The 15,054-nt window shown below is 60.1% G+C and carries 12 protein-coding genes; 5 read left to right on the top strand and 7 right to left on the bottom strand.

The genetic code is table 11. The annotated features are described in order from the left end of the window. Window positions 1-42 precede the first annotated feature (42 nt). Together clpA and clpS are read right to left on the bottom strand one after the other, a co-directional pair. A complete protein-coding gene (gene clpA / locus AAHB08_RS07165; protein WP_342058529.1) occupies window positions 43-2,295 on the bottom strand; it encodes an ATP-dependent Clp protease ATP-binding subunit ClpA in 2,253 nt (750 codons plus the stop codon). Between the two features lie 60 nt (window positions 2,296-2,355). Then, complete coding sequence (clpS, locus tag AAHB08_RS07170) at window positions 2,356-2,673, bottom strand: ATP-dependent Clp protease adapter ClpS (RefSeq protein ID WP_005325410.1); 318 nt, start codon at window positions 2,671-2,673, stop codon at window positions 2,356-2,358. 228 nt (window positions 2,674-2,901) lie between these two features. On the opposite strand from clpS, the gene cspD reads away from it, so the two are divergent. Then, entirely contained in the window at window positions 2,902-3,120 is a 219-nt protein-coding gene (gene cspD / locus AAHB08_RS07175; protein ID WP_005300025.1) for a cold shock-like protein CspD, read from the top strand. A gap of 126 nt (window positions 3,121-3,246) precedes the next feature. Here cspD and asd read toward each other — a convergent pair whose 3' ends face one another. Further along, window positions 3,247-4,359 carry an aspartate-semialdehyde dehydrogenase gene (gene asd / locus AAHB08_RS07180; protein WP_342058530.1) on the bottom strand — a complete coding sequence of 371 codons (1,113 nt, stop codon included), beginning with the start codon at window positions 4,357-4,359 and terminating at the stop codon, window positions 3,247-3,249. Window positions 4,360-4,688: 329 nt separating this feature from the next. Here asd and sugE point away from each other — a divergent pair, with 329 nt between their 5' ends. After that, window positions 4,689-5,003 carry a quaternary ammonium compound efflux SMR transporter SugE gene (gene sugE, locus AAHB08_RS07185; RefSeq protein WP_342058531.1) on the top strand — a complete coding sequence of 105 codons (315 nt, stop codon included), beginning with the start codon at window positions 4,689-4,691 and terminating at the stop codon, window positions 5,001-5,003. A gap of 81 nt (window positions 5,004-5,084) precedes the next feature. On the opposite strand, the gene AAHB08_RS07190 is transcribed toward sugE, so the two are convergent. Continuing rightward, window positions 5,085-5,783 (bottom strand): B3/B4 domain-containing protein, encoded by a 699-nt coding sequence (locus AAHB08_RS07190; RefSeq protein ID WP_342058532.1) that lies wholly within the window; start codon window positions 5,781-5,783, stop codon window positions 5,085-5,087. Window positions 5,784-6,093: 310 nt separating this feature from the next. On the opposite strand from AAHB08_RS07190, the gene ycaO reads away from it, so the two are divergent. The 3 genes from ycaO (at window position 6,094) to pflB (ending at window position 11,408) form a co-directional block, all read left to right on the top strand. Then, window positions 6,094-7,854, top strand: coding sequence for a 30S ribosomal protein S12 methylthiotransferase accessory factor YcaO (ycaO, locus tag AAHB08_RS07195; RefSeq protein WP_342058533.1), 1,761 nt, complete (start codon window positions 6,094-6,096; stop codon window positions 7,852-7,854). Between the two features lie 381 nt (window positions 7,855-8,235). After that, complete coding sequence (gene focA, locus AAHB08_RS07200; RefSeq protein WP_342058534.1) at window positions 8,236-9,084, top strand: formate transporter FocA; 849 nt, start codon at window positions 8,236-8,238, stop codon at window positions 9,082-9,084. A 41-nt stretch (window positions 9,085-9,125) separates the two neighbouring features. Next, window positions 9,126-11,408 carry a formate C-acetyltransferase gene (gene pflB, locus AAHB08_RS07205; RefSeq protein WP_342058535.1) on the top strand — a complete coding sequence of 761 codons (2,283 nt, stop codon included), beginning with the start codon at window positions 9,126-9,128 and terminating at the stop codon, window positions 11,406-11,408. A gap of 98 nt (window positions 11,409-11,506) precedes the next feature. Here the strand turns inward: pflB and phnX are convergent, their stop codons facing one another. Genes phnX through phnW form a run of 3 tightly spaced genes read right to left on the bottom strand, consistent with a single transcriptional unit; the run spans window position 11,507 to window position 14,902 of the window. Then, a complete protein-coding gene (gene phnX / locus AAHB08_RS07210) occupies window positions 11,507-12,346 on the bottom strand; it encodes a phosphonoacetaldehyde hydrolase (RefSeq protein WP_342058536.1) in 840 nt (279 codons plus the stop codon). Continuing rightward, complete coding sequence (locus tag AAHB08_RS07215) at window positions 12,339-13,763, bottom strand: aspartate aminotransferase family protein (RefSeq protein ID WP_342058537.1); 1,425 nt, start codon at window positions 13,761-13,763, stop codon at window positions 12,339-12,341. The genes phnX and AAHB08_RS07215 overlap by 8 nt, the downstream gene beginning before the upstream one ends. Beyond that, window positions 13,760-14,902, bottom strand: coding sequence for a 2-aminoethylphosphonate--pyruvate transaminase (gene phnW / locus AAHB08_RS07220; protein WP_342058538.1), 1,143 nt, complete (start codon window positions 14,900-14,902; stop codon window positions 13,760-13,762). Before phnW ends, AAHB08_RS07215 begins: the two co-directional genes overlap by 4 nt. Between the last annotated feature and the right edge of the window lie 152 nt (window positions 14,903-15,054).

The raw sequence follows: 15,054 nt of genomic DNA on the forward strand, positions 1-15,054 counted from the left end.
CTCGCGGTTGGGGTTTTTTGTCGTTTCTGGCCTCAATCACATTTAGTGAGAGACAGCTTCAACATTGACCTGGAAGTCAAAGCTGAGGCTGTTATTCACCAGCTCTACTCTCACCACTCCGCCATCGACCAGTGAGCCGAACAGGATCTCATTGGCCAGCGGCTTCTTGAGGTGCTCCTGAATGACCCGCCCCATGGGTCTTGCACCCATTGCCCGATCATAACCCTTCTCGGCCAACCAGTGGCGAGCCTCTTCAGAGACCTCCAGTGACACCCCTTTGGCATCCAGCTGTACCTGCAGCTCGACGATGAACTTGTCGACGACCTGATGGATCACCGTCATGTCCAGATGGTTGAACCAGATGGTGTGATCGAGCCGGTTGCGGAACTCCGGACTGAACGTCTTGTTGATCACCGCCATGGCGTCGTGGCTCATGTCCTGCTGCTGGAAGCCAATGGACTTGCGCTGGGTCTCCTGCACGCCCGCATTGGTGGTCATCACCAGGATCACGTTGCGAAAATCGGCCTTGCGTCCGTTGTTGTCCGTCAGGGTGCCGTTGTCCATCACTTGCAGCAACAAGTTGAAGACATCCGGGTGCGCCTTCTCGATCTCGTCCAGCAGCACCACCGAATGGGGATGCTTGAGCACCGAGTCGGTCAGCAAGCCGCCCTGCTCGAAGCCCACATAGCCGGGAGGCGCCCCAATCAGGCGGGAGACGGTATGGCGCTCCATGTATTCGGACATGTCAAAACGCAGTACCTCAACCCCGAGCGCCTTACCGAGCTGCTGGGTGACTTCGGTCTTGCCCACCCCGGTCGGGCCGGCAAACAAGAAGCAGCCCACAGGGCGACGCTCGTTGCCAAGGCCGGAACGCGACAGCCGGATGGCATCGGTCAATACAGTGATGGCCTTGTCCTGGCCGAACACCACCATCTTGAGATTGCGCTCCAGGTTCTTCAGCACTTCTTTGTCGGAAGAGGAGACTGATTTCTCCGGGATGCGGGCAATCTTCGCGACTATGGCCTCGATCTCCGGCACATTGATCACTTTTTTACGCTTGCTGACCGGCAACAGACGTTGCCCCGCCCCCGCCTCGTCAATCACGTCGATGGCCTTGTCCGGCAGGTGTCGATCATTGATGTACTTGGCGGAGAGCTCCACTGCGGCGCGGATGGCCTTGACGGTGTAACGCACGCCATGGTGCGCCTCATAACGGCTCTTGAGCCCCATCAGGATGCGGGTGGTGTCATCTATGCTCGGCTCGACGATGTCGATCTTCTGGAAGCGGCGCGCCAGTGCCCGATCTTTCTCGAAGATCTGGGAATATTCCTGATAAGTGGTTGATCCCACACAGCGCAGCAGACCATTGGAGAGCAGCGGCTTGATGAGGTTGGCCGCATCCAGCTGGCCACCGGAGGCTGCGCCCGCCCCTATGATGGTGTGGATCTCGTCGATGAAGAGGATGGCCCCTTCCTGGCGCTCGATCTGCTTGAGCAGTACCTTGAGGCGCTTCTCGAAGTCGCCGCGGTACTTGGTGCCTGCCAGCAGGGAACCCATGTCCAGAGAATAGATGGTGCTGTTTGCTATCACCTCGGGCACATCACCCTTGACGATGCGATAGGCCAGCCCCTCGGCGATGGCAGTCTTGCCCACCCCGGCCTCCCCCACCAGCAAGGGATTGTTCTTGCGGCGACGGCAGAGCACCTGGATGGTGCGACTCAGCTCCTGATCGCGACCGATCAGCGGGTCGATGCGCCCCTCCAGCACCAGCTGGTTGAGGTTGGTGGCAAAGCTCTCTATCTGGGCGGAGGAGACCTCATCATCGGACTCGGCATTGTTGCCGCCACTCTCGGGCTTGCTGTCTTTGCGCACCCCGTGGGAGAGGAAGTTCACCACGTCCAACCGGCTTATCTCGGCTTTTTTCAGGAAATAGGCGGCCTGGGACTCCTGCTCGCTGAAGATGGCGACCAGCACATTGGCACCGCTCACCTCGGTATTGCCCGACGACTGGACATGGAACACGGCACGTTGCAGCACGCGCTGGAAGCCAAGGGTCGGTTGGGTTTCTCTGTCTTCGTCATCGCGGGGGATGAGCGGGGTCGTTTGATTGATGAATGCGCGAATTTCCTTGCGCATCTGCTCCACATCCGCACCACACGAACTCAGCGCCTCATTGGCTGAGCTGTTATCCAGCAGGGCTAACAACAGGTGCTCGACGGTCATGAATTCGTGGCGCTCGTCACGGGCCAGTTTGAAAGCCTCGTTCAGCGTCTTTTCTAGATCTTTGTTCAACATAGGCACCTCCCCTCAGTACAGCAACAATGCGGTGTCGTTATCGCCATCAAGTCATCAGATTCAAGCCTTTTCCATGGTACATAGCAGTGGATGTTCGTTGTTACGTGAATAGGTGTTGACCTGGACCACTTTGGTCTCGGCAATCTCGGCGGTAAAAGTGCCGCAGACTCCCTTACCACTATAATGCACGCTCAGCATGACCTGAGTGGCCTTCTCCAGATCCATACCAAAGAACCTCTGCAGCACCTCCACCACGAACTCCATCGGTGTGTAGTCATCGTTGTTCAAGACGACCTTGTACATGGGTGGCGGTTGCAGCTTCGTTTTCTCTGCTTCTGCAATCTCTTCATTAGCAAAGAGTTCTTTCTGCTTGCTCATAGTTGCGCTTTGGTACCTCTAGATTACTACCGTCTCGCTCAAGATTGTCAATAGACTTGTTAACCAGATCACATCGGTTGTTAACAACTTCTTGACTCGCTTAAAAGTTGGACTAGATTGGTTACTTGCTAATCGGCGCCCGTCTGCTACGGGGTGATGCTCTAGTTATATAAGGCTGGCGCAGGTTACTCAACGACTTCAGGGTAATCAATAAAAGGATGTAGATGTATGGCAACCGGAACAGTCAAGTGGTTCAACAACGCAAAAGGATTTGGGTTTATCTGTCCGGAAGGCGGTGGTGAAGACATCTTCGCTCACTACTCCACGATTCAAATGGAAGGTTACAAGACCCTCAAAGCGGGTCAGGCAGTCAACTTTGAACTGCAGCAGGGGCCGAAAGGAAATCACGCCTCTGTCATCGTGCCAAACGAAGCACAGAACATGTAAGAGTCAAACTGGATAAATCGAAAAACGGCATCCCGCAAGGATGCCGTTTTTTTATGTCGCTCGTTGTGTCGGCACAATAAGAAAGGCCAGGCCTTCCTTATTGTGTGCTCTTGCGAGCTATCCCTGTCAGCGCGCCAGCAGGATGTTGAGCATGCGGCGCAGCGGCTCGGCGGCGCCCCACAGCAGTTGGTCACCCACGGTGAAGGCCGCCAGGTATTCCGGGCCCATGTTGAGCTTGCGCAGACGACCTACCGGGATGCTGAGGGTGCCGGTGACGGCGGCCGGAGTCAGCTCGCGGGCGGTGATGTCGCGATCGTTGGGGATCACCTTGACCCAGTCGTTGTGGACGGCCAGCAGGGCCTCGATCTCGGGGAGAGGCACATCCTTCTTCAGCTTGATGGTGAAGGCCTGGCTGTGGCAGCGCAGGGCACCGATGCGCACGCAGAGGCCATCCACCGGAATGGCAGTGTTCTCGATACCCAGTATCTTGTTGGTCTCGGCCTGGCCCTTCCACTCTTCGCGGCTCTGGCCGTTGTCGAGCTTGGTGTCAATCCAGGGGATCAGGCCGCCAGCCAGCGGCACGCCGAAGTTGTCCACCGGCAGGGTGCCGGAGCGGGTCTTCTCGGTGATCTTGCGCTCGATGTCGAGGATGGCGGAGGCGGGATCCGCCAACTCTACCGCCACTTCGTCGCGCAGCAGCCCCATCTGGGTGACCAGCTCGCGCATGTGGCGCGCGCCACCACCCGATGCGGCCTGATAGGTGGCCACGCTCACCCACTCCACCAGATCGGCCTTGAACAGGCCACCCAGGGCCAGCAGCATCAGGCTGACGGTGCAGTTGCCGCCCACGAAGGTCTTGATCCCCCTGTCCAGCGCCTCGTCGATCACGTCGCCGTTGACCGGATCCAGGATGATGACGGCGTCCTTCTCCATGCGCAGGGAGGAGGCGGCATCAATCCAGTAACCCTGCCAGCCGGCGGCCAGCAGACGGGGATAGACATCCTTGGTGTAGTCACCACCCTGAGCCGTGATGATGATCTCCTGCGCGGCCAGCGCCTCGATATCGAAGGCGTCCTGCAAGGTGCCGGCATCGACGCCGAAATTGGGGGCGGCCTCACCGGCCTGGGAGGTGGTGAAGAAGGTGGGTTGAATGCGGGCAAAATCCTTCTCTTCCTGCATCCGGCTCATCAGTACCGAACCCACCATGCCACGCCAACCGACCAAACCTACTTTTTTCATAATGTCCTACCCTGGATAGCTGCTGTAAAAATGAAGTCTCATACGCCGTGATCCCTTGCCGGACGCGGGTCCGTTCACAAATTGGCCACAAGCATGATGTGTAATTAATGCGTCTGTCCACATTACGGATTGTGGCGACGGGCGCAAGTCGAATTGCGCAATATTCTGTGTCGTTTGCCGCAATAACCATGGGTTCCGGGCCACCGCGCTTGGCGGACTCCCCATCGGTCAGGCATCATGATGTCCGACTGGCAACCACTGCCCCCTGGGGACGACCCCAAGGCCTTCACGACTCGCAGGGACGACCCTGCCCCGCCTGGAATACTCATATGCCCTGGTTACTCCTGCTACTGGCCGGCCTGTTCGAGGTCGCCTGGGCCATCGGCCTCAAGTACACCGACGGTTTCAGCCGTCCCCTCCCCACCCTGATGACCCTGATCGCCATGGGGGTGAGCGTGCTGTTGCTCGCCATGGCGGTCAAGCAGTTGCCCCTTGGCACCGCCTACGCGGTCTGGACCGGCATAGGCGCGGTCGGCACAGTGTTGATGGGGATCTGGCTGTTCAACGAGCCGGCCACCCTGGCCCGTGTACTTTGCTTGCTGCTGATCATCGGCGGTATCCTGGGGCTCAAGTTGATCGGCTGATAACGAGATGTAGGCGTAGTTCCACGACGTCCCAGCTGCGCGTATAAAACATGGCCACCCAGGGTGGCCATTATGTTCTCCTCATGCCCCGCCGGGGTTTCCTATCAGCACGCTCTCTATCCGGGCGCCCGGCATCATCTGCCTTAACCCCTCGATCAGCCGATCACCGGCCTCCTGCAGCGCCGCCAGCGGCATTTCAGGCAAGCTTTCCAGGATGAACCACATCTGCCCGGACTCGGCGCTGAGCCGGGTTCTGGTCCCCTGACGCCAATTCCAGCGGCGACAGGTCACGCCTCTGTCATCACACCAGACCACCTCGCCAGGTTCCGGGGTCTCGTGGGCAGGAGCCCCCTCCTTCATGGTGTCAAACAGCTCGGTGCCATCGGCAATGATCAGCCGGGGCAATCCTTCATACGCGGTGAGATCCTCCCCACCGACGGGGATGGCGTATTCGATGCTGATGGCGTTGTAGAGATCGACGACGGGATCGATGCAAGGCAGGCTGCCCTCCCGTTGCACCCGCTTGAGCAGCGCCTGTGCCGAGCAGGGGGTACGCTGGGGCTTGGCACCGAAGCGCTTGAATACCTCCCCCCAGGCGGACAGATGCTCCTGTGCCCAGGGTGCACCGCCCGCCGCGACGGATTGGCAGGCCCGCGCCAGCGCTTGTGCGCCGACGTTGCGATCGACCATGGTGGCCCCGTCGACCTGGATGCTCAGGGCCCGGAACCCCGGGGCCAGCCTGGTCACCCTGGCATCAATCTGTGGTGTCATGAATGGCATAGCAACTCCCAATAAATGATCCGTGGTGAAGGCGATAACGGCAGACGAGGCCAGATGACCCATGCCCGGAGGGCACGCCCGTGATGCTTGTCACCACCAAGAAACAAGTCGGCACTATGATGGGCGACGGCATGACATAAAAAAATCTACTTTTTCTTAATGTTGTTCAGGAGAGCTAATAGCCCAGACTATCCAGGCCGCCGACAGCTCCCTGACCCGCACCTGGAATGGGATTGTCCTGGCCGCTTTTCCCGCCACTCATGCTATTATCTGCGACCGAACATGAGCCATTAAAAATCAGGATATTGTGATGACCGACCACACTTTTATTCCCGGCAAGGACGCGGCGCTGGAAGATTCCATCGAGCGGTTCCAGACCAAGCTGCAGGCCCTGGGGTTTGATATCGAAGAGGCCTCCTGGCTCAACCCCGTGCCCAACGTCTGGTCCGTGCACATCCGGGACAAAGAGTGCGCCCTCTGCTTCACCAACGGCAAGGGAGCCAGCAAGAAGGCGGCCCTGGCGTCGGCCCTGGGGGAGTATTTCGAGCGTCTCTCCACCAACTACTTCTTCGCCGACTTCTATCTGGGGGAGCAGGTTGCCAATGGCGACTTCGTCCACTACCCGAACGAGAAGTGGTTCCCCATCGAGGGAGATCAATTCCCGGCCAGCCTGCTCGACAGCTTCACCCGCAAGTTCTACAACCCGGATGGCGAAGTGACTGCCGACATGCTGGTGGATCTGCAATCCGGCAACGAAGAGCGCGGCATCGTCGCCCTGCCCTTCGAGCGCCAGTCCGATCATCAGACCGTCTATATCCCGATGAACATCATCGGCAACCTCTATGTCTCCAACGGCATGAGCGCCGGCAACACCAAGACCGAGGCCCGCACCCAGGGCTTGTCCGAGGTGTTCGAGCGCCACGTGAAGAACAAGATCATCGCCGAGGCCATCAGTCTGCCCGAGATCCCGAGCGAGGTGATCGCCCGCTATCCCGGCATCAAGGCCTCCATCGATGCGCTGGAGGCCGAAGGCTTCCCCATCTACAGCTTCGATGCCTCCCTCGGCGGCCGTTATCCGGTCATCTGCGTGGTGCTGCTCAACCCGAGCAACGGCACCTGCTTTGCCTCCTTCGGCGCCCACCCGCGCTTCGAGGTCGCCTTCGAGCGCACCGTCACCGAGCTGCTGCAGGGCCGTGGTCTGAAGGATCTGGACGTCTTCGTGCCGCCGTCCTTCGACAACGAGCAGGTGGCGGATCACCACAACCTGGAGACCCACTTCATCGACTCCTCCGGCCTCATCAGCTGGGATCTGTTCAAGCAGGAGTCCGACTTCGAGTTTGCCGACTGGGACTTCCGCGGCACCTCCCAGCAGGAGTTCGACCACCTGATCGGCATCTTCCACGAGCTGGAGCAGCCGGTCTACATCGCCGACTACGAGCACCTGGGCGTCTACGCCTGCCGCATCCTGGTGCCGGGCATGTCCGACATCTATCCGGTGGAAGATCTGCTGCTGGCCAACAACACCATGGGCGCCCACCTGCGGGAGACCATACTGGCGCTGCCGTCCCTGGAGTGGGACGCGGAACAGTACATGGCGCTCTTTGATCAGCTGGATGAAGAGGGTCACGACGAGCGCACCCGGGTGCGCGAGCTGCTCGGCATCGCCGCCGCCAAGGGCACAGCCCTGCACACCCTGCGGGTCGGTGAGCTCAAAGCCATGCTGGCGCTGGCCGCGGGCGAGCTGGAGAGCGCACTGGATCTCATCGACTGGACCATGGAGTTCAACCAGTCGGTGTTCCCGGCGGATCGCGCCCGCTACTACCGCGCCCTGCGCGCCTGCGTCGAGCTGTTCCTGGACGAGGATCGCGACCCCGAGCAGTACCGCCCGGTGTTCACCCGCATGTTCGGGGAAGAGACCCTGGCGCAGGCCTGGGCCCACGCCAGCGGCGAGGCGCGTTTCCACGGGCTGGAGGCGGCCGATCTGTCCCTCTCCCAGTTCCCGCTGCATCAGAAATTGCTCGCGGCCTACGAGAAACTGCAAAAAGCCAAACGAATCCATACGTGGAACTGATATGCTAGTGTAACCAAGGGGCCTGATGGCCCCTTCTGTTTTATGGTCTACGCTTTGGCGGGCCCTTACTCAAAGATGAAATAAATAACAAAAAATACCTCTTAGGGGGTTGTCAAATTGAGGTTCATCATGTTCGGGGGGCGTAAAGGTGCATTGCCGGTGCTTTTTTTGATGGGAAAGATATAAATTCTTAAAAATCATAATATTAAAACCAGACTCATTTCTGTTTCACCTGAAACCTGGTGTAAAGTCAAGCTTCCAGGTGAAGAAAAAACCTGTAGTAAAATTACATTCACAATCTGTAATTCTTGATCGGAGTCAATTTTGGGGATCAGCCCCTTTGTTATGATTTCCACAGGCAAAATATGCAGGTACTGAGAATTGAAAGCAGAATCTCCCTTTGATTGTCTGAAGCCCGAAGCCATAGCCGCGCTGGCAGAAGACATTACCTATGCCAAGGCAACCAAGCCCGCCCACAAGGTCATTCCTCTGGCCATCACGGCAGGTGCTTTCATCGCCATCGCATTCGTCTTCTACATCACGGTCACCACGGGATCGAGCGGCATGGCTTGGGGTATGTCCAAGCTGGTCGGCGGTCTCTGTTTCTCCCTCGGTCTCATTCTGTGCGTACTGCTCGGTGCCGAGCTGTTCACCTCCACCACCCTGACCCTGGTGGCCAAGGCCGCCAACCGCATCAGCTGGGCTCAGCTGTTCAAGAACTGGGGTCTGGTCTACTTTGGCAACCTCATCGGCGGGCTCATCATAGTCGCGCTCATCATCATGTCGGCCGAATACACGGCGGCGGATGGTCAGTGGGGACTGAATGCCATGAAAGTGGCCCAGCACAAGATCCATCACACCTTCTTCGAGGCCCTGGCGCTCGGCATCCTCTGCAACCTCATGGTGTGTCTCGCCGTGTGGATGGCCTTCGGCGCCCGCAGCGCCACCGACAAGGTGATGGTGATGCTGCTCCCCGTCGCCATGTTCGTGGCCTCCGGCTTTGAGCACAGCATCGCAAACATGTTTATGATCCCGGTCGGCATCGCCATCCATGCGGTAGCAAGCCCGGAATTCTGGCAGGCCATCGGCCAGGACCCGGCATCGTTCGCCGATCTGACCGTATCCAACTTCGTCCTAAACAACCTCATTCCGGTCACCCTTGGTAATATCATTGGTGGCGGCGTCATGGTTGGTCTGACTTACTGGTTTATCTTCCGTCGCCATCATTAAGGATGGCGGCAGACACATAAATACCTTGAGAGGTAATGAAAATGGCAGAACTTAACGAACAGTTCCAAAAAGCATGGGAAGGCTTCGCGGCCGGTGAATGGCAGACCTCTGTCAACACCCGTGACTTCATCCAGAAGAACTACACCCCGTATGAAGGTGACGAGTCCTTCCTGGCTGGCGCGACCGAAGCCACCACCAAGCTGTGGGACAAGGTCATGGAAGGGATCAAGATCGAGAACCGCACTCACGCGCCGGTCGATTTTGATACCGACCTGCCCTCCACCATTACCGCTCACGATGCCGGCTATATCGACCAGAGCCTGGAGCAAATCGTTGGTCTGCAGACTGACAAGCCGCTCAAGCGCGCCATCATCGCCAACGGCGGTATCAAGATGGTCAAGACCTCTTGCGAAGTCTACGGCCGTCAGCTCGACCCCATGGTCGAGAAGATCTTCACCGAGTACCGCAAGACCCACAACCAGGGCGTGTTCGACGTCTACACCAAGGACATCCTGAACTGCCGCAAGTCTGGCGTCATCACAGGTCTGCCGGATGCCTACGGCCGTGGTCGCATCATCGGTGACTACCGCCGTGTTGCCCTGTACGGTATCGACTTCCTGATGGCCGACAAGCTGGCCCAGTTCAAGTCCCTGCAGGCCGATCTGGAAAACGGTGTCAACCTGGAAGCCACCATCCGTCTGCGCGAAGAGATCTCCGAGCAGCACCGTGCCCTGGCCCAGATGAAGGTGATGGCTGCCAAGTACGGTTGCGATATCTCTGTACCGGCCAAGAACGCCAAAGAAGCCGTCCAGTGGACCTACTTCGCCTACCTGGCGGCAGTCAAGTCCCAGAACGGTGCCGCCATGTCCTTCGGTCGTACCTCCAGCTTCCTGGACGTCTACATCGAGCGTGACCTGAAGAAAGGCCTGATCACCGAGCAAGAAGCCCAGGAGCTGATGGACCACATGGTCATGAAGCTGCGCATGGTTCGCTTCCTGCGTACCCCGGAATACGATTCACTGTTCTCCGGCGACCCCATGTGGGCCACCGAGACCCTGGCCGGTATGGGCGTTGATGGCCGTACCCTGGTCACCAAGAACAGCTTCCGTATGCTGAACACCCTGTACACCATGGGCCCGTCCCCTGAGCCGAACCTGACCATCCTGTGGTCCGAGAAGCTGCCGGTCGGTTTCAAGAAGTACTGCGCCAAGGTATCCATCGAGACCTCTTCCGTTCAGTACGAGAACGACGACCTGATGCGTCCGGACTTCAACAACGATGACTACGCCATCGCTTGCTGTGTGTCCCCGATGATCATCGGCAAACAGATGCAGTTCTTCGGCGCCCGTGCCAACCTGGCCAAGACCATGCTGTATGCAATCAACGGCGGTATGGACGAGAAGCTCAAGATCCAGGTCGGCCCGAAAACCGAAATGGTCAAGTCCGAGTACCTCGACTACAACGACGTGATGGATCGTCTGGATCACTTCATGGACTGGCTGGCCAAGCAGTACGTCGCCGCCCTGAACATCATCCATTACATGCACGACAAGTACAGCTACGAAGCCTCCCTGATGGCGCTGCACGACCGTGACGTCTATCGCACCATGGCGTGCGGCATCGCCGGTCTGTCCGTGGCGGCCGACTCCCTGTCTGCCATCAAGTACGCCAAGGTCAAGCCGGTTCGTGACGAAGATGGCGTGTCCATCGACTTCGAGATCGAAGGCGAGTACCCGCAGTTCGGTAACAACGACGCCCGCGTCGATGACATCGCCTGCGACCTGGTCGAGCGCTTCATGAAGAAAATTCAGAAGCTCAACACCTACCGCGGTGCCGTGGCTACCCAGTCCGTGCTGACCATCACCTCCAACGTGGTGTACGGCAAGAAGACAGGTAACACCCCGGATGGCCGTCGCGCTGGTGCGCCATTCGGCCCGGGCGCCAACCCGATGCACGGTCGTGACCAGAAGGGTGCCGTTGCTTCCCTGACTTCCGTCGCCAAGCTGCCGTTCGCCTACGCCAAAGATGGTATCTCCTATACCTTCTCCATCGTACCGAACGCCCTGGGCAAAGACATGGAAGCCCAGAAAGCCAACCTGGCCGGCCTGATGGATGGTTACTTCCACCACGAGTCCAACCTGGAAGGCGGTCAGCACCTGAACGTCAACGTGATGAACCGTGAAATGCTGCTGGACGCCATGGAAAACCCGGAGAAATATCCGCAGTTGACCATCCGCGTATCCGGTTATGCCGTTCGCTTCAACTCCTTGACCAAGGAGCAACAGCAAGACGTCATCACCCGTACCTTCACCGCCTCTCTGTAACAGAGTCTCGGTGAACAAAAACCGGCGCCCAGGCGCCGGTTTTTTTATGTCTGCGTTTCAGGGCAAAGGCGGATAGCGCCTCCCCTTCCCTCTCCTGATCAGGGGCGCTCCCCAGCCGCCAGACGGCGGTTGATATCGGCAATCACAGGGGCGATGTCGGCCAGGGTGTCGATGACATAGTGGGCCCCCGCCCCCCGCAGCTTGGCCTCGGCCGGTGCGCGCCGGGCGGCGATCTCCCCCTCGCTCATGGCGGCAAACTCCTCCCAGGTGGCGCCAAACTCGTTGCCGGAAACCGACAATCCCACCGTCCACATGCCCGCGTTCAACCCTTCGCTGATACCCGGCACGGCGTCATCCACCTTGATGCAGCGATGCACCGCACTCACCCCCAGCTCAATCACGTTGGCCAGCGCCATCCAGGGGCCGGGGCGACCACCGGCTTTGAGGTCATCGGTGGCGACCCAGTGATCCGGGCGATAGCCGTGATCGGCCGCAGCAGGTACCAGCGCCTCCATCACCGGACGGGGGTAACCGGAGCAGGAGCCGATGCGCAGCCCCTTCCCCCGCAGAGCATCCAGCACCGGCAGCACACCCGGGATGGGGGCAGCGAAGCGGGTCACCGCGGCAATCTGCAGCGGCATAAAGGTGTGATAAAGGTGGTCCACCTCGGCGTTGCTCATGGGGTGGCCAAAGCGGGCCTGCCAGCGCGCATCCACCGAGGGCAGACGGCCCAGCGCGGCGATATGATCCCACTTGCCAAGGCCCATGGGCTGGCGCGCCTCATCCAGAGTAACGGGGAAGTCATAGGCGCGGGCGAAGGCCTCGACGAAGATGGAGGTGGGGGCGAAGGAGCCGAAATCGACGACGGTGCCAGCCCAGTCGAGGATCAGCGCCTCTACGTCGGTGGTCGGGTGAATGGCAATCTGCAAGTCAGTCATGGTGGTGTTCCTGTTTCGGTGAAAGTGCGAGCTCGCCAAGGGCGCGATCGAGAATGGAAATGGCGCGCACCAGATCGGCGCGAGCGATGTTGAGCGGTGGCGAGAGCTGGATGACGTTGCCCTGGGAGACCTTGAAGCTGAGCCCCAGCTCCAGACAGCGGTAGAGCAGCCGCTCGGCGGCCTGGCTATTGCGGGTGCGACTCTGGTGATCGACCACCAGATCGAGCGCCCACAAAAGACCGATACCGCGCACCTGCCCGATCAGCGGGTGACGCTCGGCAAGCGCCGCGAGCTCGCGCGCCATAAAGCGACCATCCTCCTGCGCTTTTGCAAGCAACCCCGCTTCGCGGATTGTCTCTATCGTGGCGAGAGCCGCCGCGCAGCCGATGGGGCTCTTCTCGTGGGTGTAGTGGCCGAGCGAAATAGCCGCCGCCTGATTGAAGCGGTCGCGGGTGATGAGCGCTGCAAACGGCACCCCCCCGCCTCCCAGCCCCTTGCCAAGGCAGATGATGTCGGGCTCGATGCCGAACTCTTCAAAGCTGAACCAGTGGCCGGTGCGGCCCAAGGCATTGGGGATCTCGTCGACGATCAGCAACACCTTGTGGCGATCGCAGATCTCCCGCACCCGCTGCCAGTAGGCTTTTGAGGGCACCTGCACATCGGTATTGCGGATGGGCTCGGCGATAAAGGCGCCAACTCCCCCCTCCTTCTCGATGACGTACTCCAGATAATCGGCGTAGTGCAGGTCATCCCCTTCCCCGCGATACCAGACACCGCGATAGCGGGTGGGCGGAGGAATGCGCTCCACCCCGGCCATCAAGGGGCCCATACCGGCGCGAAAGCAGGCCTCGCCACCGACCGAGATGGCATCGAGGGAAGCGCCGTGAAAGGCATCCCACAACGACACCACCTTGCTGTTGCCGGTGATGAAGCGGGCGAGCTTCAAGGCAATCCCTACCACCTCGCTGCCGCCGGGGGCGAACAGCACCCGGTTGAGATCGCCGGGGGCCAGTTCGGCCAGGGTGCGGGCACAGTCGATGGCAACCTGATGGGTGTAGCGGCGGGGCGCGAACGGCAGTGCGGCGAGTTGCTGCTGCACCGCAGCCACCACCCTGGGGTGACCGTGGCCCAGCTGATGGACGCTGTTACCGTGGAAATCGAGATACCGTTTGCCCGATACGCTGGTCAGCCAGCTCCCCTGCGCGCGCTCAAGCAGATCGAGACAGGGGGTGGAGAGGGCCTGATGGAGAAAGTAGCGGCTATCCTCCGCCAATCCGGCCTGTACAGCTTCGTTTTGAGCCGCCCACCAGCGCGCCCGCCCCTCGCCGAGGTTGATATCCCCTTCGCTGTCAGCGCGGCCGCTGCCGTGCAGCTTATGGTCGTGCTGATCGCAACCGTGAGGCGCTTGGCTCGTCATCGCGCATCCCCTTGCCAGTAGCAGGCGCTGGCCATGGCGGCGAGCAAGCAGCGCACCCGCGCTGGGGTCACATCACCGATATTGCCGATACGAAAGCAGTCGGCCTGAGAGACCTTGCCCGGATAGATGACAAAACCCTGCGCCTTGAGCCGCTGGTAGAAGTCGGCGAAACGGTAATCAGGATGGGTCGGGGAGTAGAAGGCGGTGATGATGGGAGACTGCCACTGCTCGGGCAGCAGCGGCGCAAAGCCGAGGGCAGCCATGCCATCCACCAGCGTACGCTGGTTCTCGCTGTAGCGCCGATGGCGGGCAGCAATGCCCCCCTCTTCGTCCAGCTCTCGCAGGGCCTGGGCAAAGGCGAGTACTGTATGAGTGGGCGAGGTAAAGCGCCACTTGCCCCCCTGCTGCTCCATGGTCTGCCACTGGGCGTGCAGGTCGAGGGAGACAGAGCGGGCACGACCGGCACAGGCCATCAGTGCGGCGCGGCGGGCGATGACGAAGCCAAAACCCGGCACCCCCTGAATGCACTTGTTGGCGGAGCTGATGAGAAACTCGATGCCAAGGCGGCCTATGTCGATGGGGATGCCGCCAAAGCTGCTCATGGCATCGACGATAAGGCGAATGCCGCGGCGCTGGCAGAGCTCGGCCACCTCGTCGAGCGGGTTGAGCATGCCGGTGGTGGTCTCGCAGTGCACCATGGCCAGATGGGTGATCTCGGGGTGGCGCGCCAGCATGGCGTCGATGGCGGCGGGCTCCGGGCGGGTCGTCTCGCCGCAGTCCAGCTCATGGTGGCGCAGGCCGAGGCAGCGGGCCATCTCCCCCATGCGGGCCCCATAGGCGCCGTTGTTGATGATCAGCAGACACTCATCGCTACCGATCGCCGAGCCCAGCACGCTCTCTACCACATAGCTGCCGCTCCCCTGCAGCAGCACGGCGCTGTAGTCGCTTTCATATTCAGGGCCGGTGGCGAGGCGCACCAGCTCGCGGCGGATGGGCTCCACCACGCCCAGGTTGTAGTCCGCATCCCAGGTGCAGCTGTCTTGCTGCATGGCGGCCCGCACGGTAGCTGTGGTCGAGAGGGGGCCAGGGGTCAGCAGCAGGTAATCGACGGCGGCAGGGGCCGCAGGAATATGGGTCATGATTTCGCTCCTTTTGGTATATACCAGAGTGAGCGCATTGTGGGTAACTACCCCGCCAAGGTCAAAGGGGTGGGGCCACGTGCAACAAAAAATTCATTTTCAGCGCCGGGATCGCGATAATCTAGGAAGCCTGAACAACAGGGGCAACACTG

The sequence above is a fragment of the Aeromonas sp. OTU364 genome, assembly GCF_038440395.1.
Lineage (GTDB): Bacteria > Pseudomonadota > Gammaproteobacteria > Enterobacterales > Aeromonadaceae > Aeromonas.

What these genes read in the sequence shown, in the direction of transcription:
- phnX (WP_342058536.1), bottom strand. Translation starts at nt 12,346, where the DNA reads ATGACTGACTTGCAGATTGCCATTCACCCGACCACCGACGTAGAGGCG.
- clpS (WP_005325410.1), bottom strand. Translation starts at nt 2,673, where the DNA reads ATGAGCAAGCAGAAAGAACTCTTTGCTAATGAAGAGATTGCAGAAGCA.
- cspD (WP_005300025.1), top strand. Translation starts at nt 2,902, where the DNA reads ATGGCAACCGGAACAGTCAAGTGGTTCAACAACGCAAAAGGATTTGGG.
- AAHB08_RS07190 (WP_342058532.1), bottom strand. Translation starts at nt 5,783, where the DNA reads ATGCCATTCATGACACCACAGATTGATGCCAGGGTGACCAGGCTGGCC.
- ycaO (WP_342058533.1), top strand. Translation starts at nt 6,094, where the DNA reads ATGACCGACCACACTTTTATTCCCGGCAAGGACGCGGCGCTGGAAGAT.
- clpA (WP_342058529.1), bottom strand. Translation starts at nt 2,295, where the DNA reads ATGTTGAACAAAGATCTAGAAAAGACGCTGAACGAGGCTTTCAAACTG.
- sugE (WP_342058531.1), top strand. Translation starts at nt 4,689, where the DNA reads ATGCCCTGGTTACTCCTGCTACTGGCCGGCCTGTTCGAGGTCGCCTGG.
- phnW (WP_342058538.1), bottom strand. Translation starts at nt 14,902, where the DNA reads ATGACCCATATTCCTGCGGCCCCTGCCGCCGTCGATTACCTGCTGCTG.
- AAHB08_RS07215 (WP_342058537.1), bottom strand. Translation starts at nt 13,763, where the DNA reads ATGACGAGCCAAGCGCCTCACGGTTGCGATCAGCACGACCATAAGCTG.
- pflB (WP_342058535.1), top strand. Translation starts at nt 9,126, where the DNA reads ATGGCAGAACTTAACGAACAGTTCCAAAAAGCATGGGAAGGCTTCGCG.
- asd (WP_342058530.1), bottom strand. Translation starts at nt 4,359, where the DNA reads ATGAAAAAAGTAGGTTTGGTCGGTTGGCGTGGCATGGTGGGTTCGGTA.